Source organism: Dyella terrae (assembly GCF_022394535.1).
Classification (GTDB): Bacteria; Pseudomonadota; Gammaproteobacteria; order Xanthomonadales; family Rhodanobacteraceae; genus Dyella.
Window position 1 is genome coordinate 2,818,691 of record NZ_CP089414.1, and the last position, 19,381, is coordinate 2,838,071.

The window sequence follows — 19,381 nt, forward strand, 5'->3', positions numbered from 1 at the left end:
ACGGGCGTGAAAATCGCCGATTTCGCGGCAAATGGACTAAGGACGCGCTGCCGCGGCCAGCAGGTGCTCGGACAGCGCCGAATCCGCGATCACCACTCGCCGGAAGCCGGCCTCACGCGCCGCCACCGCGATGCGCTCGCTACTAGCGACGGCCACGCTGCGGCGTAGATGCGCAAACACATCCGCGGGCAGACCCTGCCTCAGATTGTCGAGCGCCTCCGCACTGGACAACAGCACGCGCGCCTCGGCCGGCAGCCGCATCACCGCATCAAGCTGTCGACGCTGCCAGCGCGGCGCGCCACGACGATAGACGTGGACCTCACGCAAGTGCGCGCCACGTTCCGCCAGTTCGCCGCGCAGAACGCCACGTCCGCCCGGCGCGCCGATCAAGGCCACGCGGCGCCCTTGCAGGCCGGCAAGCGTGGGATGCTCGAGCAGGCCCTCGCTATCCTGGCTCCCCGCCGGAGCCAGCGCCGGGATGCCAAGACGCCCCAGCGCCCTGGCCGTGCCCTTACCCACGGCCAGCACCGTGGCCCGGGTATCCAGCGGAGCCAGCCGCGCGGCGAAACGCACGGCCGCCGGGCTGGTGAACACCAGCAATTCGTCGTCCAGCGCCGCTCGTAGCGCGGCGGCGACCTCCGATCCGTCCACACCACGCAGCGACAGGCCTGGTAACAACAGGGGCAGTCCACCCATGCGGCGTACCCTGCGCGCCATCGGCGAGCCGGTGCCCGCAGGGCGCGTGATGACCACGGCAAGCCCGTCCAGCGTGTGCTCGGCAGGGATCGGGGGTCGCGCAATCATGGGCCGCTCCGGGGAATGCCATGGAGTGTAACGGCCATGCGCCTGCGGATGGTCTGCCCTCGTGCGTACACTACCCATTCCCCCTTGGTTAGCACTCCCCATGAGCACCACCGAACGGCATACCCTGGCGCGCAAGCTGGTCAATTTCATGCGCGATGAAATCCCACTCGCGCAGACCATGGACCTGAATCTGCACGAATGCGACGAAGAACACCTGGCGCTGGTCGCGCCGCTCAGCCCGAACATCAACGACAAGGGCTGCGCGTTCGGCGGCAGCCTGGTCAGCGTGATGACTCTCAACGGCTGGAGCCTAGTCGAGCTGGAGCTCCGCATGCGCGGGCTGGAGTGCGACGTGTTCGTGGGCGAATCCACGGTGCGCTACCTGGAACCGGTATGGAGCGACTTCGTGAGCGAGGCGCGACTGGCCGACGGTGCGGACTGGCGCACATTTTTCAGCACGCTGGCCACGCGCGGCCGGGCGCGCATCGAGGTGTCATGCCGCGTGCCGGGTACCAGTGAGAAACCAGCGGCAACGCTGGAAGGGCGTTTCGTGGCCAAGCGGCGATCCCCCGACGCCGTATGAAATCGCTGGCTTCGGCGGGTATCTACCCCGGAGTCGCGCGGAGGCTTTGCAAAGGCTCTTGGGCACAATGCGGGCTTCGCCCAAGGGGAAGCCTCATGCGTCGCATCCTGATCCCGCTCGTCACGGTGTCCTTGCTTGCGCTCGCTGGTTGCGCCACCGACAAGCGCAACGATGCGCTCACTACCACGCTCAATGCCTATGCCAGCACGGTGCGCTGGGGCGATTTCAACAGTGCATCGAAGTTCGTCGACCCCAAGGTGCTCGAGGCACACCCGATCTCGCCGCTGGAGATGTCCCGCTACCAGCAATACAAGGTGAGCGGCTATGACGAAGGCAACGGCCCGGTGCCCAAAGGCCAGTTCGAGGTGCGCCAGACGGTGCAGATCAACCTGGTCAACGTGAACACCCAGTCCGAGCGCACGGTGACCGACCACCAGGTCTGGCAATACGACGAAGCCAGTAAGCACTGGTACTTGGAAAGCGGGCTGCCGGACATCAGCAGCCAGCCGTAAACCGATTCGGGGCCTCGGGCGGCGCGGCCCCGCGGCAAACCGTATAATCGCCCGTTCTGTTCACTTCACGCGGCCCATGGCCGCGTCTGCGGAAGCCCAACGAATGAGCGATGTCCTGCACAAGCTGCCCGAGTTCATCGGCCACAATCTGGCGCTCGCCGCGCTGTTCCTAGTTCTGCTGCTCGGCCTGATCGTCACGCAGCTGATGGTGATGCTGCGCAAGTACAAGGAACTCACGCCAGCCAGCCTGACCCTGCTGATCAACCGGGAAGGCCCGCTGCTGATCGATCTTTCCGCCTACGCGGATTACGAGAAGGCGCACGTACCGGGCTCGCGCCACGTCGCGCTCAGCCAGTTCGATCCCGAGCACAAGGACATCGCCAAGGCCAAGGACGTCCCTGTGGTGCTGATCGATAAGGACGGCCGCGGCGCCAGCGACAAGGCCGCACAGCGTCTGGTCAAGGCCGGCTTCGCCAAAGTCTTCACCCTCGGCGGCGGCGTGCTGGGCTGGCAACAAGCTCAGTTGCCGGTGGCCAAGGGCAAGAACCCGGGTTAATGAGTCGCCTGGGTGAGGACGCAAGGTCCTCGCCCGTCGTGATGCGTCGGCCTCAAAGGCCGACGATGCCCGCCCGGTTGCCCAGGATCTGCGCCAGCACGTCCGGCGCGTAATCGAATGAATCGTAGTAGAGCCGCTCTTCCGGCAATCCTGCGCCGATAAAGAGCTTGCGCCCCGCGTCGATCATCGCCGGCGGACCGCTCATGTAGACGTCGTAGCGAGAGAGATCCGGGTGATCCTCCAGCACGGCCTCGTGCACCAGACCCATGCGGATGCCACTGGCCAGCGCCTGTTCTGCATCGGAGATCACCGCGTGGAAATGCAGGTCGTGCGCGACCGTGCTCCAGCGCTGCGCCTGCTCGCGCATGTACAGATCCGCGGCATGTCGTGCGCCCCAGTACACATGCATCGGCCGGCGCGTACCCAGCGCAATGAAGTGATCGACGATGGCTTTTACCGGGGCAAACCCGGTGCCACCCGCCATGAAGATCATTGGCCGCTCGGCATCTTCGCGCGGCACGAAGGTGCCCAGAGGGCCTTCGATGCGCAGCACGTCACCGACTTTCAGCGTGTCGCTCACCCACGAAGTAAAGCCACCGCCAGCCACGTGACGCACGTGCAGCTCGATGGTGCCATCGGCCTGCGGATGATTGGCGATGGAGAACGGCCGGCGGCGACCATCCTCCAGCAATACATCGAGATACTGGCCCGGCAGCCAGTTGAGTCGCGCATCGTCAGAAGCGGGCTTCAGGTGCAGGCCGATCACGTCGGGTGCGAGCATCCACTTGTGCGACACGACCACGTCCAGTTGCCGTCGGGCGATGTCCTCCACCGAGGTGACTTCGCGGGCCTCAATGGTGAGGTCGCTACGCGGGACCGCCTGACAGAGCAGGATCGCGTGCTGCGCCGGTGAGGTACCGCTCAGCGCCACGGGCGGGTTGCGCGGGTAATCGCAATGTCCGGCGATCAGCGTGGCCTTGCAGCTGCCGCACACGCCCGCACGGCACGAGTACGGCAAGGCGATGCCGGCCCGTTGGGCGGCTTCCAGCACGGTTTCGCCGGGCGCTGCCGGGAAATGGCGGCCGGTGGATTGAATAGTGACGGTAAACACCAGGGGTGCTCTGTTCTATGCAATGCGGGTGTCACCGGCTCTGTCTGCCCGCCGCTGCGTGTTGCGGCGGTGAAGGCAGGCTGGCCGCCTGTCGAAGCGACGCGGCGCGCAGCGGCGGGCAGACAGAGCCGGCCCTCCGGGTGATGTCCAGAAAGGCCGCAGCCCGCGGGCCGCGGCTTGCGCAGGCAACCAGCCTGCGCTGCTCCGCACCCCACATCCTGCGGCCTTTCTGGACATCATGCCACCCACATTGCATAGAACAGAGCACCCCAAACATTGTCGCGGGGTGAGCGTCAGCCGACAATGAGGGCCTTACTGCGGAGATTCAACCTATGGCCATCTGGAAACAGGACACCTCGCTCGAGCGCATCAACGGCTGGAGCGCCAACACCATGATGGAAACACTGGGCATCCGCATCACCGAGATCGGCGATGACTGGCTGCGCGGCACCATGCCGGTGGACCACCGCACCCATCAGCCGTACGGCCTGCTGCACGGCGGCGCCTCGGTGGTGCTGGCTGAAACGCTGGGCAGCACGGCCGCCATGCTCACGCTGGATGCCACGCAGGAAGTAGCCGTGGGCCTGGACATCAACGCCAACCACATACGCGGCGTGCGCAGCGGTACCGTCACGGGTACCGCACGCGTGGTGCATATCGGCCGCACCACGCAAGTCTGGGAGATCCGCATCGAGACGGACACCGGTGAACTGGTGTGCATCTCACGCATCACCATGGCGGTGATCCCCGCGCGCGTGGTCGCGCCGCGTTGAGTATCGAAGCCCCGTACACATCGCTCGACCCCGATCGCGTCCTCGACGCCGTCACCGCCTGCGGCCTGTGGCCGGACGGCAGGCTGCTTGCACTCAACAGTTACGAAAACCGCGTGTGGCAGGTGGGTATCGAGGACGACTCGCCCGTCATCGCCAAGTTCTATCGCCCGCATCGCTGGAGTGATGCGGCGATCCTGGAAGAACACGCTTTCGCCCGCGAGCTCGCCGACGCAGATATCCCCGTCGTCGCGCCATTGGTGTTCGGTGGCCGCACCCTGCTGCATCACGACGGCTTCCGTTACGCGCTCACGCCGCGTCGTGGCGGGCGCGCACCGTCGCTGGAGTCGTCGGAACAACTGGAATGGTTGGGGCGCCTGATCGCCCGCATCCATAGCGTCGGCGCACGGCAGCCGTTCGAACATCGCGGGCGAATCGATCGCGCCACGCTGATCGAACAGCCGATGCGCGCGGTACTGTCCTCGTCCCTGCTTCCGCCTTCACTGCACGCGAATTACCGCACGGCGGCGGAGCGCGTGGACCAAGCGGTCGCCCATCGTTTCGAGGCCGTGGGCCCCGTGCGCCAGCTACGCCTGCACGGCGACTGCCACCCGGGCAACGTCCTGTGGACCGACGGCGGCCCGCATTTCGTCGATCTCGACGACGCACGCATGGGCCCAGCGGTGCAGGATCTGTGGATGCTGGCCAACGACGACAAGGCGATGAGCGCCCTGCTCGACGGCTACCAGCAGATGCGCGATTTCGACTTCAGCGAACTTGCCTTGGTGCCCGCGCTGCGCGCCATGCGCCAACTGCACTACGCCGGCTGGATCGCTGCCCGCTGGCACGATCCCGCGTTTCCCGCCGCGTTCCCCTTCGCCGCCGAACCGCGCTGGTGGGAGCAGCACATCGCCGATCTGCATGAACTGGCCGACGAACTCTCGTAATGGCTCGCAGGTACAGCGAGCTGTACCTGCCCCAACGAACTGCCAAACCGTCCAGGCAACACCCACGCCACAATCCGCTAAGCTCCCGGCTTTCGACCCGGGGCCTCGCACGTGCGCATTTTCCTCTTCCGACTGATTGGCATCCTCGAAGTGGCGGGCGGCTTCTTCGGTTTAGTGAACATGCTGCGCCGGCTGCTGCCGTTCGGTACACACGACTCCATCGTCGCGCTGATCGGACTGGCCTTCTATGCGTTCGTGATGGTGGCCGGCGCGCTGCTGCTGGAAAACAGCGAGCGCGGCATCACCTTCTCCAGCTGGGCGCAATTGATGCAGCTACCGCTGCTCGCCACGCCCCTCATCAGCTATGGCTTCCACTGCGGCGCGTTCGTGAACATCTACGCCAGCCTGCACCTGCCGGTGCAACTGGGGCTGGACTGGCACGTCGGCAGCGAGGGCTTTCTGCTGGCCGTGGCCGGGCCATCGACGTCGCGCGTGGGCCTCAACCTGTTGGCCCTGTTGTCCTGGCTGGCGCTGCGTTTCCGCTGAGCGAAACCCCATCCGCAGCGCAGTATCGATGCCGCGCTGCGGTCGCGCACAGGGTGCGTTCCCACGAAAACGGCAGAGTGAAGCCTCTCACCGGGTATCATGGGCGGATGAACAGCCCCGCTCCCCTCCCCGTCATCCGCCTCAAAACCGACCGCACGTCCGGCCACCCCTGGGTGTGGTCTGCCCAGGTGCACAAGCCTGAAACCCGCGTGCCGCCCGGCAGCGTGGTCGATGTGGAGGACGCCAAGGGCCGCTTCGTAGGCCGGGGTTTCTGGAACGGCCACGCGCGCATTGCGCTGCGCCTGCTGACCAGCGACCCGACCGAAGCCGTCGACGCCGAGTGGATCGATGCGCGCATCGACCGCGCGGTCAACCTGCGCAAGGAGCTGTTGGAACTCGACCGCGTCAGCGATGCATGGCGCGTGGTGCACAGCGAGGGCGACGGCCTTTCCGGCCTGGTGGTCGACCGCTATGCCGACATCCTGGTGATCGAATACTTCGCCGCCGGCATGTGGCGCTTCCGCGAAGCCATCCACGCCGCGCTGCTGCGCCACTTTCCGGGTGCGCGCCTGTACTGGTTCGCCGAGAGCCACGTGCAGAAGCAAGAGTCCTTCGACTGCCGCTCGCCCGAAGCGCCTGCACCGGCGGAGGTACACGAGCACGGCCTGCGCTTCCACGCGGCGCCGGGCTACGGCCACAAGACCGGCTTCTTCGCCGACCAGCGCGAGAACCGCCATCACTTCGCGCGTCTCGCCAAGGGTCGCCGCGTGCTCGACCTGTGCTGCAACGCCGGTGGTTTCGCCGTGCATGCGCTGGCGGCGGGCGCACAGTCGGCCACGGGCATAGACATGGATCCGGGCATCCTGGAGATCGCGCGCGCCAATGCCGAGGCCAATGATGTGCCCGCCGTGTTCGAGGCCGCCGACATCTTCGACTGGCTGCGCGCTGCCATCGCGCGCGGCGAGCAGTACGACGCGGTGATCCTCGATCCCGCCAAGCTCACCCGCGACCGCAGCAAAGTGATCGACGCGCTGAAGAAATACTTCGCCATGAACCGCCTCGCGCTGGACGTAATCCCGCCCGGCGGCCTGCTGCTGACCTGCTCGTGCACGGGTTTGGTGAGCGAAGCAGACTTCCTGGAGATGCTGCGTCGCGTGGCACTCAATGCGGGTCGCGAGATTCAGGTACTGCACACGGCCGGCGCGGGCGCAGACCATCCGTTCCGCAGCGACGTGCCGGAAGGCCGCTATCTGAAGGCGGTGTTCTGCCGGGTCATGTAAGGGAGAAGTGACGTGCTCGATGTTGTTGATGTCATCCGCGATTACAACACCGGGCGCGATCCCGAACGGCTGCAGCGCAAGTACACCGCGATGCGGCACGATCCCTTCACCTTCCTGCGCGGCACCTGCCACCTGTTCTATGCGCAGTTGCCACCGGCCAAGGCCTTCGACAAGGCACCGGCTACCTGGGTGTGCGGCGACCTGCACCTGGAGAATATGGGCAGCTACAAGGGCGACAACCGGCTCGTCTATTTCGACCTCAACGATTTCGACGAAGCCGCGCTGGCCCCGTGCACGTGGGAGCTCATTCGCCTGCTCACCAGCGTGCACGTCGCCGCCGCCAGCCTGGACCTGAGCCGCGACCAGGCCAACCAGCTCTGCCATCGCTTTCTCGACTCGTATACCAGTGCACTGCGACTGGGCAAGGCACGCTGGATCGAGCGCGATACCGCCGCCGGCATGGTTGGCGACCTGCTCGGTAGCCTGCGCGGCCGGCTGCGTCCACACTTTCTGGACGGCCGCACGGAGCGCAGGGGCAAACACCGCAAATTGCGTCTGGATGGCCGCCGCGCCCTGCCGGTGACCGACAAGCAGCGCGAGAAAGTCACTGCGCTCATCCAGAAAATCGGCGCCAAGGAATCCGATCCGGGCTTCTATACCGTGCTCGACGTGGCGCGCCGCATTGCCGGCACAGGCAGCCTTGGCGTGGACCGCTTCGCCATTCTTGTCGAGGGCAAGGGCTCGCCGGACGGCAACTACCTGCTGGACCTCAAGCAGGCGCTGCCCTCTTCCCTCGCGCCGCATCTGGACATCGCCCAACCCGACTGGGGCACGGAAGCTGAGCGCGTGGTTGCCGTGCAGCGGCGCATGCAGGCCATCTCGCCGGCTTTCCTGCGCGCCGTGAACATGGGACGCAAGTCGTACGTGTTGCGTGGTCTGCAGCCCACCGAGGATCGCGTCGCGCTCACCGACTGGCGCGGCAAGCTGGAACGCCTGGAGGGCGTGCTGGACGCCATGGGCAAGCTCTCGGCGTGGGCGCAACTGCGCAGCAGCGGTCGGCAGGGTTCCGCCACCGCCGACGAACTGATCGCCTTCGCCGAGAAGCGCCGCTGGGGCACGCAACTGCACGAACTGGCGCAGGACTGCACACGCCAGGTTCGCCGCGACTGGAAGGCTTACTGCAAGGCCTATGACAAAGGCGCGTTCCCGACCTGAGGCACGCTCAGTCCAGGCTTCTGAGACGCCAACGCGTACACTGGCGACCTTGTGTCATCTGGAATCGTTATGTCCTTTACCGAAATCCTCCTGATCGTGCTTGTCGTCGCCGTGCTGGCCATGGTGGTGCTGCAGGTCATGAGCCTGCTGCGCGGACGTGAGGACGCCGGCCTCACCGCGCGCCTCGATGCGCTCAAGGACGACAACCGCCACCTGCGCGAAGCGCTGACACAGGAGCAACGGGCCGGTCGCGGCGAGATCACGCAATCGATCGGTCAGTCGCTCGGCCAGTTCCGCACGCTAGTGCAGGAACAACTGGGCGGCATGAGTACGCAGCAGCACGAACGCATCGGCCATTTCGGCCAGCGCCTGGACGTGCTTACCGAACGCACCGACACCGGCCTGCAATCGCTGGCACAACGCCTTACCGAAGATGCACGCCGCAGCCGCGAAGAACTCATGCTGACGCTCAACCGCTTCGGCGAACAGCAGCAGCAAGGTCTTGCCGCGCTTACCGCCGACAACGAAAAGCGCCTCAACGAAGTGCGCGCCACGCTGGAAACCAAGCTCAAGGCGATCCAGGACGACAACGCCGCGAAGCTTGAACAGATGCGCGCCACCGTCGACGAAAAACTTCAGACCACACTGGAAACGCGCCTGGGCCAGTCGTTCGCGCTGGTGTCCGAGCGCCTCGAACAGGTGCAGCGCGGCCTCGGCGAAATGCAGAACCTCGCCGCCGGCGTAGGCGACCTCAAGCGCGTGCTGACCAACGTGAAGACGCGTGGCATCCTCGGCGAGGTGCAGTTGGCCGCATTGCTGGAACAACTACTCACCACCGATCAGTACGACGCGAACGTAGTGACCATTCCCGGCAGCAATGATCGCGTGGAATTCGCCGTGCGCATGCCCGGCGCCGGCGAAAACGCGCAGCTTTACTTGCCCATCGATGCGAAATTCCCGATAGAGGACTACCAGCGCCTGCTCGACGCGCAGGAAGCCGCCGATGCCGACGCCGCCGCACTCGCCGGTCGCGCACTGGAAGTGCGCGTGCGCGAAGAAGCCAAGCGCATCCGCGGCAAATACGTGGCGCCGCCGCATACCACTGACTTCGCTGTGCTATTCCTGCCCACCGAAGGCCTGTACGCCGAAGTGATCCGTCGCCCCGGTTTGTTCGAAAGCCTGCAGCGTGACCACCACGTCACCATCGCCGGCCCCACCACCCTCACCGCCTTGCTCAACAGCTTGCAGATGGGTTTCCGCACGCTCGCCATCGCCAAGCGCAGCAGCGAGGTGTGGACTCTGCTCGGCGCAGTGAAGACTGAATTCGGCAAGTTCGGCACCGTGCTGGAAAAGACCCGCAAGAAACTCAACGAAGCCAGCAACGTGATCGAACAGGCCAGCGTGCGCACGCGCGCCATCGAACGCAAACTGCGCGGCGTGGAAACCTTGCCGGGCGAAGAAGTCCAGCAGTTACTCGGCGACACGCCAGCTATTGAAGACAGCGCGGACGACGACGTCGAGGTCTAAGCGTCAGGCCGAGGCGCTGACCAATGAACCGCCGCTGCTGCCGCCTTCGGCCAGCAGGGCGGTGGCGAGCGCGGTGACGGCAGATGCGAGCTGGCCGTTGGTGGTGGTGACGGCGGACTGCAAGGCGGATATCTCGGCCATGCTCCCCGCATCCGTCGCTCCCTTGTTCCGCTGATTGGCGGCGCGCAGTGCCTGCTCTTCCTGCGCAAGCATCTTCTGCAACTGCGCAATCTCGCGCTGCAGTGCCTGCACCGTCGGGCTTGCGGCGCTGCTGCTGCCCGAATCCGCAGACGCGCCGGCGGCGGCACCCGCGCCCTTCACGGCCACGGTCGTCTTGCCCGATGCCGATGCATCCGTTGCCGTCGATGCAGCGGCCGAGGAACCGCTGATGGTCACCGGGAGGGTGGAGGTGTCCAGATGGATGCCGATGCTCACGTGCGAATCCTTTTGTACGTTTACCGTGCCATCGACCGGCATCGAAAAAACTTGAGCCCGACAAGCGCTGGGGGGGCTAACCCCTTTTGGCTGCCTCCGTCGTTCCACTGTATGCATCGGCCATCGATGCCTGCCGGAGTTGTTGCCATGAACACCCTTGGGAAAGCGGTTCTCGCTCTCGCCACGCTCGCGGCCAGCGCGCAGGCGAGCGCCGTCGGGCGACTGGTGGACCTGACCGTCTACGACCGCACCACGCAGCAGGAGCTGCCGGTCTATCGCCATGACGGCCGCTACTACGTCGCCGGGCAACCCGGGCATCGCTATCAGATCCAGCTCCGCAGCCAGGAAGACTCCCGTGCGCTCGGCGTGCTGTCGGTCGACGGCGTGAACGTGGTGTCGGGCGACACCGCGGACTGGTCGCAAAGCGGCTACGTATTGCAGCCTTATGACGCCACCGATATCCAGGGCTGGCGCAAGAGCCTGTCCGAAGTGGCTGACTTCGTGTTCGCCGACGCCTCGCGGAGTTACGCCGCGCGCACCGGGCGTCCGGAGAACGTGGGTGTGATCGGCATGGCCGTATTCCTGCCGCGGCGGATGATCCGGCCCATGCCCATGCCCATGCCTGCGCCGATGAGCGCGCCGCAGGAGTCGATGACCAGCCGCCGGATGGCGGCGCCACCACCAGCACCAACGGCACCGATCGCTGAAAGTGCGATAGCCCCATCTCCCGCCAAAGCACTTCCCGGTGGTCCGCTGGGCACGGGACACGGTGCGCGGGAAACCTCGGAGGTGACCTATACGGATTTCGAACGCGCTTCATCCACGCCCAACGAGGTGATCACGGTGTACTACGACACGCGCGAACGGCTGATCGCCCAGGGGGTGATACCTGGCGACACCCCACCGGAACGGACACGCCCCGACCCGTTCCCCGGGCATTTTGTTCCCGACCCGCGTTGACATCGAAGCAACCTGCGTTCAACTCGCGGCCAGCCAAAACGTGACACCATCCGGCTCGTCACCGCGGATCTGTCACGCCATGCTGGAAGAACTGCACACCATCGTCTGCGAAGCCGAACAGGACCGCTCACTGGAGCGGCCTGAGCAATTGCGCGAACGCATCCACGTCATGGACCGGCTGGAAGACGTGCTGCTGTACGAGCCCGTCAGTGTTTCGCCAACGTGCAAGGCGACGATGGATGCGCTTCGCCACCGCGCACAGGCGCGGCATGCCGCGCTCGCCGATATCCAGCGACACCTGTGTGACGCCGTCCGGCACGCCATCGTGCATGGTGCCGGCGTGCATGCACTAAGCGGATGGCTGCATCGCGACGACCTGCGCGAACCATGGGGCTACGATCATCTCGACGCGTTGATTGGCGATGTGCTGTCGCTCGAAGAGCCGAGCTCCCCCATCGCATCGCTCGAGAACGACATGGTGTTCTACCAGCCGACGCCGGTGCGCCATGTGCTCGACATGATCCACCGTACGCGGCTGGGCGGCGACGACGTGGTGGTCGATCTGGGCTCCGGCATGGGCCATGTGCCGCTGCTGGTGTCGATCTGCACCGAAGCGTATGCCTGCGGCGTCGAGCGCGAGAACGCCTATGTGGAAAGCGCGCGCCGTGCAGCGGAAACCCTGCGGGTCGATCGCGCCACGTTCATCGCGCAGGACGCGCGCGATGCGGATGTATCGCGCGGCACGGTGTTTTACCTCTATACGCCGTTCACCGGCGGCATGCTGCGGCACATGCTCGACCGCCTCCACGACGAAGCCCGGCAGCGCAGTTTCCGCGTGGTCACGCTCGGCCCCTGCACACCTGCCGTCGCAGGCGAACCGTGGCTGCAGGCCGCCAGCGAACCCAACGCGGACCGCATCACCGTGTTCCGCTCCGTCGCTTGATCGGCAGGTAGCTCAGGCGCCGCCGAGCGGTGTAACCAGTTGCAGCCGTGCGTCGCCCGCGCCCACATCGCCTTCGGACATGGCATCCGGCGACTCGCTGGCCAACGCCTTGCCGATCCACGGTGGCGTCTGGCGCGGCCCTGGAATATAGGCCTCCCATTCGCCATAAGGATGCTTCTGCTGCGGCGCGCCCCATGCCCGCAAATTGAAATTCACCGGTACGCGCACGACCCAGTAGGGGTTGTCCTTGTCGGCACCACTTGACGGGGTGTTGAAGGTCCAGCCTCGTGCGGCTTGCAGGGAGGCATCGGTCAGCCACTTGCGGTAGCGCGCCATGGACGCGTCCCGGTCGTACTGGTCGAGGTTCACCTGCTCGGCAATGGCCTCTTGCACGGCACCATCGCGCCCGACCCGCAGCACCAGGTACACCGTACCGCTGACACGCGCATTGATGGCGGCCTGCGGATAGAGCGGGCGGGAACGGTGGAGGAAACCTGATCGCTGCGCGCGCCCGGTTCACCGAACGAAGAACCTTCCACGGCCACCTTGAACTGGCCGTCCCCCAAGGGCTTAGCCACCACGCGCAGACTCATCTTGGTCTTCAGCACGTCCGTGATCGGTCCGGAGAGCTTGAACTCCCAGGACGAGACCGTCTTGCCGATTACCTCGACCACCACCGGGGGCAGCTTCTCGGGCTCGTCCAGGGCATAACCATGGAGTGATCCGTTGGGATTCACCTCGACGGTGCCCGTGACCAGCATGCCGACCTCGGCCGTCTTACGGACCTGACTGGCCGTCGCTGCATCAGTGACGCCCACCGCACCAGCAAGCAGCCAGCCACACAGCCAGACAACATATATGCGCTTCATAACCCCTCCTTGGTTTGGCGTGGAAGCAGTCTAGCCCGCCCACGACCCGGACATAAGGGAGCCCGGGATATTCCCTGAGCATCACAACCCACTGATCCCATTGGTTGCACGCCCCCATGCGGGGCCAAATCTTGACGAGGGCGTTACACTGACAGGTCTGTAAGGCGTATCCGAAGGAACCCGCATGAGCGAGCGTCACGAACCGACCGAAGTCACCCGCGAACAGGCCGAGGAGGCCGTGCGCGTCCTGCTGCGCTGGTCGGGCGAAGACCCCAGCCGGGAAGGCCTGCTCGACACGCCCAAGCGCGTGGTGAAGGCCTATAAGGACTGGTTCTCCGGTTACACCACCGACCCGGGTGAGTATCTGCGCCGTACCTTCGAGGAAGTGGCCGGTTACGACGAAATGGTCGTGCTGCGCGACATCGAGTTCGAAAGCCACTGCGAGCACCACATGGCGCCGATCATCGGCCGCGCGCACGTCGGCTACCTGCCGACCAACCGTGTGGTGGGCATCAGCAAGCTGGCCCGCGTGGTGGACGCTTATGCGCGCCGCTTCCAGGTACAGGAAAAGCTGACCGCGCAGATCGCGCAGTGCATTCAGGACAACCTGCACCCGGCCGGCGTGGCGGTGGTGATCGATGCCAGCCACGAATGCATGACCACGCGTGGCGTGCACAAGCGCGGCGTGTCGATGATCACCAGCCAGATGCTGGGCGCGTTCCGCGATGACGCGCGCACGCGCTCGGAGTTTCTGCAGTTCATCGGCATCCACGGCGCGGGCCGTTGATGCAGGGACTGGAAGGTACCGACGCCGACGAGCGTCTGCAGGACGTACTACGTGAAGGCATCACCGCCGAGGATCTCCCGGCGGTGTTTCCGTTGTTGCGCGGCCGCTCGCTGCTGCGCGCCTTCAGTGCGCTATTCCATGGCAGCGAAACCCAGGTCGTGCTGCGCCTGCTGGTGTTGCGCACGCTGGGCGCACGCGCGCATGCGCCGGAATGGACACCTGCGGAAATCCGCGACCAACTCGCCTTTGTCGAGCCGGTGAAGCTGGAAACCGTGGTGCAGCGCCTGAAGGAACACGAGCTGCTCACCTGGGACAACGAGACGCTGCGCTATCGCGTGAGCCCGTTGGGCCGCAAGGCGCTGGCCGCCGTGTCCACGCTGCTGGAATTCGAGCGCGACGACGAGGATGGCCTGGGCTATATCACCGCGCAGCTTGCCGCGGGCCAGGCGGTGGGACGCATTTCCGCCGATGAGCTCGGGCACTTGCTGTCGCGCCTGTCGGAGCTGAAGGAAGATTTCGACCGCGCCGTGCTATCCGGCTCCGAGCACCGCATCCGACGCGCCGCCCAACGGCTCGATGCGGTGTGGACGTGGGTGGAGAAAGGCACGGAAGTGGTCAGCGCCATCGCCGACAGCGAGGACATCGATCCGGCCACGCATCGGCTCGCGCAGGCCGTGGGTCGCGCGCAGAGCTCGCTGCTGCGACAGGCTGGCGTGTTCCAGCGCGAGCTCAACAAGATCGACCAGCATCGCGTGCATCTGGGGCGTACGGGCCTGTCGTCGTCCGACCTCGTCGCGTGGCTGCGCTCGCTCACACCGGACGCGCTGGCCCAACATGCGGACGAAGCGGCGCAGTTGCCTGTGCAGCCGCCCTTTCTGCTGGATCAGATTGCACTGGATGTGGCCGAGTACGAATTGCTGGAGCGCGAGCGTGCTGCTGCTGAAAACACCGCACTGCCGGATGCCGAAAGCAACCCGACCACCCATGACCTACCCATCGATGAAGAAGATCTCTCGCCGCTGCTGACATGGCACAGCGAGCTGGCCGCATTGGTCCAACCGATGGAACTCAGCGATGCGTTGCGCGGCGACGATTACGCGTTGAGCGCGTACCGACTCTCGCTGCTCGGGCTCGTCGGTGATCCGGAATCCTCGGCGCTGCAAGGCCCTACCGCCGATCTCGCGCGCCTACCGTTGAAGCTGGAAATCGAACCACGCCTGATCGATCCAGGCCTGGCGTCGATCGCGCTGGTAAGCGCGGGACGCCTGCACCCAAGGAGCCTGCCCGATGCTTCCACGTAACCCGCGTTGTCCACCAGTGGCCGCCAGAGTGGGAGGTGCGGCACCGCGCCTGACTGGTGGTCAGGTCAAGCCGCGCGTCACGCTCTGGCGGCCACTGGTGGACAACCCTTCGGGCCGGGGCTGCTTGCACGCAGGCCTGCGTCATCACTCAGTCGTGTATCGACATACACTCCTTCGCTCTTCCTTGACCCGCGCGCAAGCAGCTCCCGGCGCGGGTCACGTGGAAGCGTCGGGCAGGCTCTAAGGAAAAAACCACTGATGCATGACGAAACCGCCGCGCTCGTCGCGCGCCTGCTCTCACAACGCTGGCTGCCGCGCCACGACACACAGGCGCGCAAAGCGCTGCTCGACGAAGCGTTCCGCGAAGAACTTGATCGCCGCCTCGCGGCCGTGGGGCTGGAACTGCGCGAGCACCCCTATTCGGCTTATATCGGCGTGGCCGTGGCGCGCGCCAACGAAAAACACGTGTTCGGCGGCAGCGACAGCTGGATCTCCAATACGCTGCAGTTGGACCGTGATGCTGTCGCGTTGCTGGTGGTGCTATGGGCGCTGATCGTGCTGCCCAAGCGCCAGCGCCAGCTCGAACGCCAGCAGGCCGAGGCCGATGCATCGCAGACGCTGATGTTCGCCGAGGGCAAGCCGATCTCGCGCGATGCCTCGCTATCACCCATCGTGGCCGAGCGCACCTTGCTCGCCGACTTCGGCGACAGGCTGGGTGGCAAGACCCGCGTCAACTTCAACCTGGGCCTGCTTTCCCGCCATGGCTTTATCGCGCGCCGCAAGGGCGAACTGGCCGAAGGCCCCTTGCTCGATCTCGTCTTCGATTACGAGCGCACGGCGCGACGCATCCTCGATGGCGCGCTGAGCGACCTGCTCGCCGGGCTTACACCACGCGACGATATCGGCTCCGATGACGAACCGCTTTATGACGACACCGACGACGACGTGAATGAAATCAGCGAAGACAGCGAAGTGATCCACGATGTTTGATTTCCGTAGCCTCGAAGTCATCCACTGGGACTACTGGCAGCGCTTCAGCCTGCCGCTGGATACCAACATCGTCACCGTGGTCGGCCCCAACGGCTCGGGCAAAACCACCCTGCTCGATGCGCTGCGCACCTTGCTCACCATCGACTGTGCAGGCAACCGCGACTACAAGAGCTATCTGCGCCACAACGGCAAGCCATTCGCCTGGTTGCGCGCCCGCGTGGGCAACATACCGGGGCCGCGCGGCGAGCGTCCGTTCTTCCCGATCATGGACAGCGAAGTGACGCTGGCTGTGCGTATTCAGAAGAAAGGCGGCGAATGGCAGCGCCAATACGTCGTGATGGGCGGCGACGTCAGCGTGGACGAGATCGAAGCGCGCAACGACTTCATGGGCCTGCGCGAATACCGCGTGCGACTGGAAGGCGCGGGCCTCTCGCAGGCGATCCGCCGTGTGCTGACCCTGGAACAAGGCGCCACCGACAAACTTTGCCAGTTGCCGCCCAAGTCGCTGCTGGATCTTGTTTTCGACGTCTTCGGCGACAAGGTCGTGCTGGAAGACTATCAGCGCGCACGCAATGAACAAGCCGAAGCGGACCGCGAACTGCACGGGCTCGAACACCAGCTATCGCTGATTGGCGTGAGCCTGCAGGAAGCCGAAGGTCGCGTGCGCTCCTGGCAGGAGTGGGATGCGCTCAAGCACGAGCACACCGATCTCGTCGCTGAAACATTGCCACGCACCGAGCTGGCGGAACTGCACAACGCCATCCGTGGCGCGCGGCCGCAGTTGCTCGGCCTCAAGCGCAAGTGTCGCGATCTTTCCGCGCGCGACGTGGAACTGCAGCTGGGGCTGCAAACGCTCGATGCAGGCGAGGAATCACTGCGCGGCGAACAGCACATCGCGGACCAGTCCCGCCAGCAGGCCAAGCAGCAGCTGGACGAAGCACGCCGCGCCGAAACCGAGAACGCCACCCTGCTCAAGCAGGAAGCGCATCTGCGCAAGCTGGTCGCCGAACAGGACGGTGCCGACCACGAAAAGCAGGGTAAGCAATTGGTCGAGGCACGCAGCCAGCTTGGCCGCCTGCAGAACGAGGAGGGCCGCCTGCGCGAGCAGCTATCCACGCTCACGGCGCAGTTGGGCGCGTGGCGCCGGGGTCAGCGCTACACACCGGAGTTCGAGCAATCGTTCCGCCGCGCGCTGGACGATGCAAGCATCGGCCATAGCATGCTGAGCGAGATCGTGGAGATCACGGAGCCGCGTTGGCAGGCCGCCGTGGAAGCGGTGCTGGCGGGTTATCGACACGTGGTGCTGCTGGATCACCCGCGCGATCGTGAAGCGGCATGGCGGCTGGGCGAACAACATCGCTACAAGCACTTCGTCGTCGCCGAGCGCGCGCCGACTGCATCGCCCACGCGTGGCTCCCTGCTGGAAGTGGTCGACTTCACCGCGCCAGCGCCGGAATGGCTGCTACGCCAGCTCGATCGCATCCGCCGCGTCGAGGACGTGGCCGATGGCGCGAAGCTGGGCAAAGAGCAGGACTGGATCACGCCGCAGGGCTATTTCCGCGAGCGTCGCGGCGGCCGCCACCTGGGTGTGGACGACGTCTACTTCGGCAGCGCCGCCCGCGAGCGTCAGCTGCGCGAGGGCGAAGACCGCCTGCAGCAGATCGAGAAACAGCTGCGCGCCATCGGCGACAAGCGCAAGACTTATCAGGAACAGGCCAGCGACGCGGAAAGCCTGCTGCGCGGTGCCAACGCCAGCGGCCAGTTGGCCGACCGCGCCGATGAATTCGCCGTCGCGCACGAAGCACAGGCTGCCCTGCAGGATGACGTGCAACGCTGTGCTGACAGCTACGCCGCCGCCGAAGCGCACTACGAATCGATGCGCGAGAAGCGTCAGCTGAATTCTCGCCAGCGCGATAACGAAGCGCGCGAACACCGGCAGGCACAGCAGCAACTCGCCGATACCGCACGTCAGTTCACGCAGGCACGCAACGAACAGATCGACCGTCTCAAGGCTTTCCGCCACAAGCGCAGCCACGTGCGTCCTGCCCACCGCACACGCCACGCCATGACGGAGCTGCGCGAGCGCTATGAATCGCCCGCCGCTGCCCGTCGCGAGATCGATCGCATCGAGCGCCGCCTCAACGAGGGCCACTGGGAAACCGATGACGGCGTGCTGCCTTTGCGCGACAAGTACGCCAACGACCACGGCGGCCTCAAGGAAGATCTGCAGCGTCGCCGCGTACACCTGGAGCGTGCAGGGCGCATCACCAGCGAAGCGCGTGGGGCCTACCTCAACGTGCTGCGCAATACGGTGAAACGCTACGCGCGCAACCTGAAGGTGCTGGCGGACCTTGCCGGCATCGGCGTGGAAGTGGAGCTGCCGGAACTGTCGAACGAAGACCTCGCGCTGGCACAGGCCGGCCTCAACGTGCGCTTCGAGTTCGACAAGAAGGGCTGGATCGGCATGGACGACGGCGAGGCGTCGGGTGGTCAGCAGGTGATGAAGTCGCTGCTGTTGTTGGTGGCGTTGATGCGCGACGAGGACCGCCCCGGCGGCTTCGTGTTCATTGATGAACCGTTCGCGCACCTGGATATCTTCAACATCGACAAGGTGGGTGCCTTCCTCAAGTCCACCCGCGCCCAGTACATTCTGACCACCCCGGCCACGCACAACATCAACGTGTTCCAGCCCAGCGATCTGACCCTTGTTACCAGCAAGCGCCGCCCTGGCGCGACCTGGGCGCAACCCCTGGCCGTTCTGCGTCGCCGGACCGAAGCCGCATGATCGTGCGCCGGCCCATCCCTGCCTCCCTACGGGCGGGTGTGACGCTGGCCGGCCTGCTGCTTGCGCCCCTGCTTGCATGGGCGCAAGCCACCCCCGCCGAGTACCTGCGCGAGTTCGATACCGATGGTGACGGCCGGGTCAGTGAGGCGGAGTACGTGGCCCACCTGAGCGAAGGTTTCCATCATCTCGACCGCAATGGCGATGGTGTACTGGAAGCTGACGAGTTGCCCGGCGGGCATGGCAAACCGATCACCCTCAAGCAGTTTCAGGACAACCTGCGCCGGCAATTCCACAAGCTGGACCGCAATCACGACGGTTACCTGGACGCGCGCGAACTGACGCAGCCACCGCAGAGCTGACGGCTCGTCCCAGCGCGCTCCAAGGGGCGCCCGCCCGTCTTCCGCACTGCACACACAACGTCACCTGCGATCGGCTATCGTGCGCCTCTTGCCGTCGGTCA

At 65.6% G+C, this 19,381-nt stretch carries 21 protein-coding genes; 16 read left to right on the plus strand and 5 right to left on the minus strand.

Annotated features, from left to right (window positions below):
• Positions 1 to 36 precede the first annotated feature (36 nt).
• Positions 37 to 804, minus strand: a complete 768-nt coding sequence (locus DYST_RS12185; protein ID WP_239945916.1) for a uroporphyrinogen-III synthase — start codon at positions 802 to 804, stop codon at positions 37 to 39.
• A 100-nt stretch (positions 805 to 904) separates the two neighbouring features.
• Here DYST_RS12185 and DYST_RS12190 point away from each other — a divergent pair, with 100 nt between their 5' ends.
• From DYST_RS12190 to DYST_RS12200, 3 genes are all read left to right on the plus strand, one after another.
• Positions 905 to 1,387 carry a YiiD C-terminal domain-containing protein gene (locus DYST_RS12190; protein ID WP_102300926.1) on the plus strand — a complete coding sequence of 161 codons (483 nt, stop codon included), beginning with the start codon at positions 905 to 907 and terminating at the stop codon, positions 1,385 to 1,387.
• Between the two features lie 95 nt (positions 1,388 to 1,482).
• Positions 1,483 to 1,899 (plus strand): hypothetical protein, encoded by a 417-nt coding sequence (locus tag DYST_RS12195; protein WP_239945917.1) that lies wholly within the window; start codon positions 1,483 to 1,485, stop codon positions 1,897 to 1,899.
• 103 nt (positions 1,900 to 2,002) lie between these two features.
• Positions 2,003 to 2,455 (plus strand): rhodanese-like domain-containing protein, encoded by a 453-nt coding sequence (locus tag DYST_RS12200; RefSeq protein ID WP_102300924.1) that lies wholly within the window; start codon positions 2,003 to 2,005, stop codon positions 2,453 to 2,455.
• Positions 2,456 to 2,507: 52 nt separating this feature from the next.
• On the opposite strand, the gene DYST_RS12205 is transcribed toward DYST_RS12200, so the two are convergent.
• Positions 2,508 to 3,566, minus strand: a complete 1,059-nt coding sequence (locus DYST_RS12205) for a 2Fe-2S iron-sulfur cluster-binding protein (RefSeq protein ID WP_239945918.1) — start codon at positions 3,564 to 3,566, stop codon at positions 2,508 to 2,510.
• 332 nt (positions 3,567 to 3,898) lie between these two features.
• On the opposite strand from DYST_RS12205, the gene DYST_RS12210 reads away from it, so the two are divergent.
• The 6 genes from DYST_RS12210 (at position 3,899) to rmuC (ending at position 9,851) form a co-directional block, all read left to right on the plus strand.
• The gene (locus tag DYST_RS12210) at positions 3,899 to 4,339 is read left to right on the plus strand and encodes a hotdog fold thioesterase (protein ID WP_239945919.1); all 441 of its coding nucleotides are present in this window, start codon (positions 3,899 to 3,901) and stop codon (positions 4,337 to 4,339) included.
• Positions 4,336 to 5,283 carry a serine/threonine protein kinase gene (locus tag DYST_RS12215; RefSeq protein ID WP_239945920.1) on the plus strand — a complete coding sequence of 316 codons (948 nt, stop codon included), beginning with the start codon at positions 4,336 to 4,338 and terminating at the stop codon, positions 5,281 to 5,283. The genes DYST_RS12210 and DYST_RS12215 overlap by 4 nt, the downstream gene beginning before the upstream one ends.
• Before the next feature lie 111 nt (positions 5,284 to 5,394).
• Positions 5,395 to 5,829 carry a hypothetical protein gene (locus DYST_RS12220; protein WP_102300920.1) on the plus strand — a complete coding sequence of 145 codons (435 nt, stop codon included), beginning with the start codon at positions 5,395 to 5,397 and terminating at the stop codon, positions 5,827 to 5,829.
• Between the two features lie 107 nt (positions 5,830 to 5,936).
• On the plus strand, positions 5,937 to 7,109 hold the full coding sequence (locus tag DYST_RS12225) for a class I SAM-dependent rRNA methyltransferase (protein ID WP_239945921.1): 1,173 nt from the start codon (positions 5,937 to 5,939) through the stop codon (positions 7,107 to 7,109).
• 12 nt (positions 7,110 to 7,121) lie between these two features.
• Positions 7,122 to 8,324, plus strand: a complete 1,203-nt coding sequence (locus DYST_RS12230; RefSeq protein ID WP_239945922.1) for a DUF2252 domain-containing protein — start codon at positions 7,122 to 7,124, stop codon at positions 8,322 to 8,324.
• A gap of 69 nt (positions 8,325 to 8,393) precedes the next feature.
• Positions 8,394 to 9,851 (plus strand): DNA recombination protein RmuC, encoded by a 1,458-nt coding sequence (gene rmuC, locus DYST_RS12235; protein WP_239945923.1) that lies wholly within the window; start codon positions 8,394 to 8,396, stop codon positions 9,849 to 9,851.
• 3 nt (positions 9,852 to 9,854) lie between these two features.
• On the opposite strand, the gene DYST_RS12240 is transcribed toward rmuC, so the two are convergent.
• Positions 9,855 to 10,286 (minus strand): hypothetical protein, encoded by a 432-nt coding sequence (locus tag DYST_RS12240; RefSeq protein WP_239945924.1) that lies wholly within the window; start codon positions 10,284 to 10,286, stop codon positions 9,855 to 9,857.
• Positions 10,287 to 10,433: 147 nt separating this feature from the next.
• Here DYST_RS12240 and DYST_RS12245 point away from each other — a divergent pair, with 147 nt between their 5' ends.
• Both DYST_RS12245 and DYST_RS12250 read left to right on the plus strand, forming a co-directional pair.
• Positions 10,434 to 11,246, plus strand: a complete 813-nt coding sequence (locus DYST_RS12245) for a hypothetical protein (RefSeq protein WP_239945925.1) — start codon at positions 10,434 to 10,436, stop codon at positions 11,244 to 11,246.
• Between the two features lie 79 nt (positions 11,247 to 11,325).
• A complete protein-coding gene (locus DYST_RS12250) occupies positions 11,326 to 12,189 on the plus strand; it encodes a hypothetical protein (RefSeq protein WP_239945926.1) in 864 nt (287 codons plus the stop codon).
• Positions 12,190 to 12,201: 12 nt separating this feature from the next.
• Here DYST_RS12250 and DYST_RS12255 read toward each other — a convergent pair whose 3' ends face one another.
• Entirely contained in the window at positions 12,202 to 12,582 is a 381-nt protein-coding gene (locus DYST_RS12255; protein WP_239945927.1) for a hypothetical protein, read from the minus strand.
• On the minus strand, positions 12,555 to 13,058 hold the full coding sequence (locus tag DYST_RS12260) for a hypothetical protein (protein WP_239945928.1): 504 nt from the start codon (positions 13,056 to 13,058) through the stop codon (positions 12,555 to 12,557). The genes DYST_RS12255 and DYST_RS12260 overlap by 28 nt, the downstream gene beginning before the upstream one ends.
• Before the next feature lie 184 nt (positions 13,059 to 13,242).
• Between DYST_RS12260 and folE the strand changes: the two genes are divergently transcribed.
• The 5 genes from folE to DYST_RS12285 all read left to right on the plus strand — a co-directional run bounded on the left by folE (position 13,243) and on the right by DYST_RS12285 (position 19,280).
• Positions 13,243 to 13,845, plus strand: coding sequence for a GTP cyclohydrolase I FolE (gene folE, locus DYST_RS12265; protein WP_102300913.1), 603 nt, complete (start codon positions 13,243 to 13,245; stop codon positions 13,843 to 13,845).
• Positions 13,845 to 15,146: a hypothetical protein gene (locus tag DYST_RS12270; protein ID WP_239945929.1), complete on the plus strand. Its 1,302-nt coding sequence runs from the start codon at positions 13,845 to 13,847 to the stop codon at positions 15,144 to 15,146. Before folE ends, DYST_RS12270 begins: the two co-directional genes overlap by 1 nt.
• Before the next feature lie 258 nt (positions 15,147 to 15,404).
• Positions 15,405 to 16,136 carry a hypothetical protein gene (locus tag DYST_RS12275; RefSeq protein WP_102300911.1) on the plus strand — a complete coding sequence of 244 codons (732 nt, stop codon included), beginning with the start codon at positions 15,405 to 15,407 and terminating at the stop codon, positions 16,134 to 16,136.
• Positions 16,129 to 18,921, plus strand: a complete 2,793-nt coding sequence (locus DYST_RS12280) for an AAA family ATPase (RefSeq protein WP_239945930.1) — start codon at positions 16,129 to 16,131, stop codon at positions 18,919 to 18,921. The genes DYST_RS12275 and DYST_RS12280 overlap by 8 nt, the downstream gene beginning before the upstream one ends.
• A complete protein-coding gene (locus tag DYST_RS12285) occupies positions 18,918 to 19,280 on the plus strand; it encodes an EF-hand domain-containing protein (protein WP_239945931.1) in 363 nt (120 codons plus the stop codon). Before DYST_RS12280 ends, DYST_RS12285 begins: the two co-directional genes overlap by 4 nt.
• Positions 19,281 to 19,381 lie beyond the last annotated feature (101 nt).

Coding starts and splice junctions, on each gene's coding strand:
- DYST_RS12210 (WP_239945919.1), top strand. CDS start 3,899: ATGGCCATCTGGAAACAGGACACCTCGCTCGAGCGCATCAACGGCTGG.
- DYST_RS12275 (WP_102300911.1), top strand. CDS start 15,405: ATGCATGACGAAACCGCCGCGCTCGTCGCGCGCCTGCTCTCACAACGC.
- DYST_RS12225 (WP_239945921.1), top strand. CDS start 5,937: ATGAACAGCCCCGCTCCCCTCCCCGTCATCCGCCTCAAAACCGACCGC.
- folE (WP_102300913.1), top strand. CDS start 13,243: ATGAGCGAGCGTCACGAACCGACCGAAGTCACCCGCGAACAGGCCGAG.
- DYST_RS12245 (WP_239945925.1), top strand. CDS start 10,434: ATGAACACCCTTGGGAAAGCGGTTCTCGCTCTCGCCACGCTCGCGGCC.
- DYST_RS12200 (WP_102300924.1), top strand. CDS start 2,003: ATGAGCGATGTCCTGCACAAGCTGCCCGAGTTCATCGGCCACAATCTG.
- DYST_RS12195 (WP_239945917.1), top strand. CDS start 1,483: ATGCGTCGCATCCTGATCCCGCTCGTCACGGTGTCCTTGCTTGCGCTC.
- rmuC (WP_239945923.1), top strand. CDS start 8,394: ATGTCCTTTACCGAAATCCTCCTGATCGTGCTTGTCGTCGCCGTGCTG.
- DYST_RS12270 (WP_239945929.1), top strand. CDS start 13,845: ATGCAGGGACTGGAAGGTACCGACGCCGACGAGCGTCTGCAGGACGTA.
- DYST_RS12280 (WP_239945930.1), top strand. CDS start 16,129: ATGTTTGATTTCCGTAGCCTCGAAGTCATCCACTGGGACTACTGGCAG.
- DYST_RS12250 (WP_239945926.1), top strand. CDS start 11,326: ATGCTGGAAGAACTGCACACCATCGTCTGCGAAGCCGAACAGGACCGC.
- DYST_RS12190 (WP_102300926.1), top strand. CDS start 905: ATGAGCACCACCGAACGGCATACCCTGGCGCGCAAGCTGGTCAATTTC.
- DYST_RS12260 (WP_239945928.1), bottom strand. CDS start 13,058: ATGAAGCGCATATATGTTGTCTGGCTGTGTGGCTGGCTGCTTGCTGGT.
- DYST_RS12285 (WP_239945931.1), top strand. CDS start 18,918: ATGATCGTGCGCCGGCCCATCCCTGCCTCCCTACGGGCGGGTGTGACG.
- DYST_RS12185 (WP_239945916.1), bottom strand. CDS start 804: ATGATTGCGCGACCCCCGATCCCTGCCGAGCACACGCTGGACGGGCTT.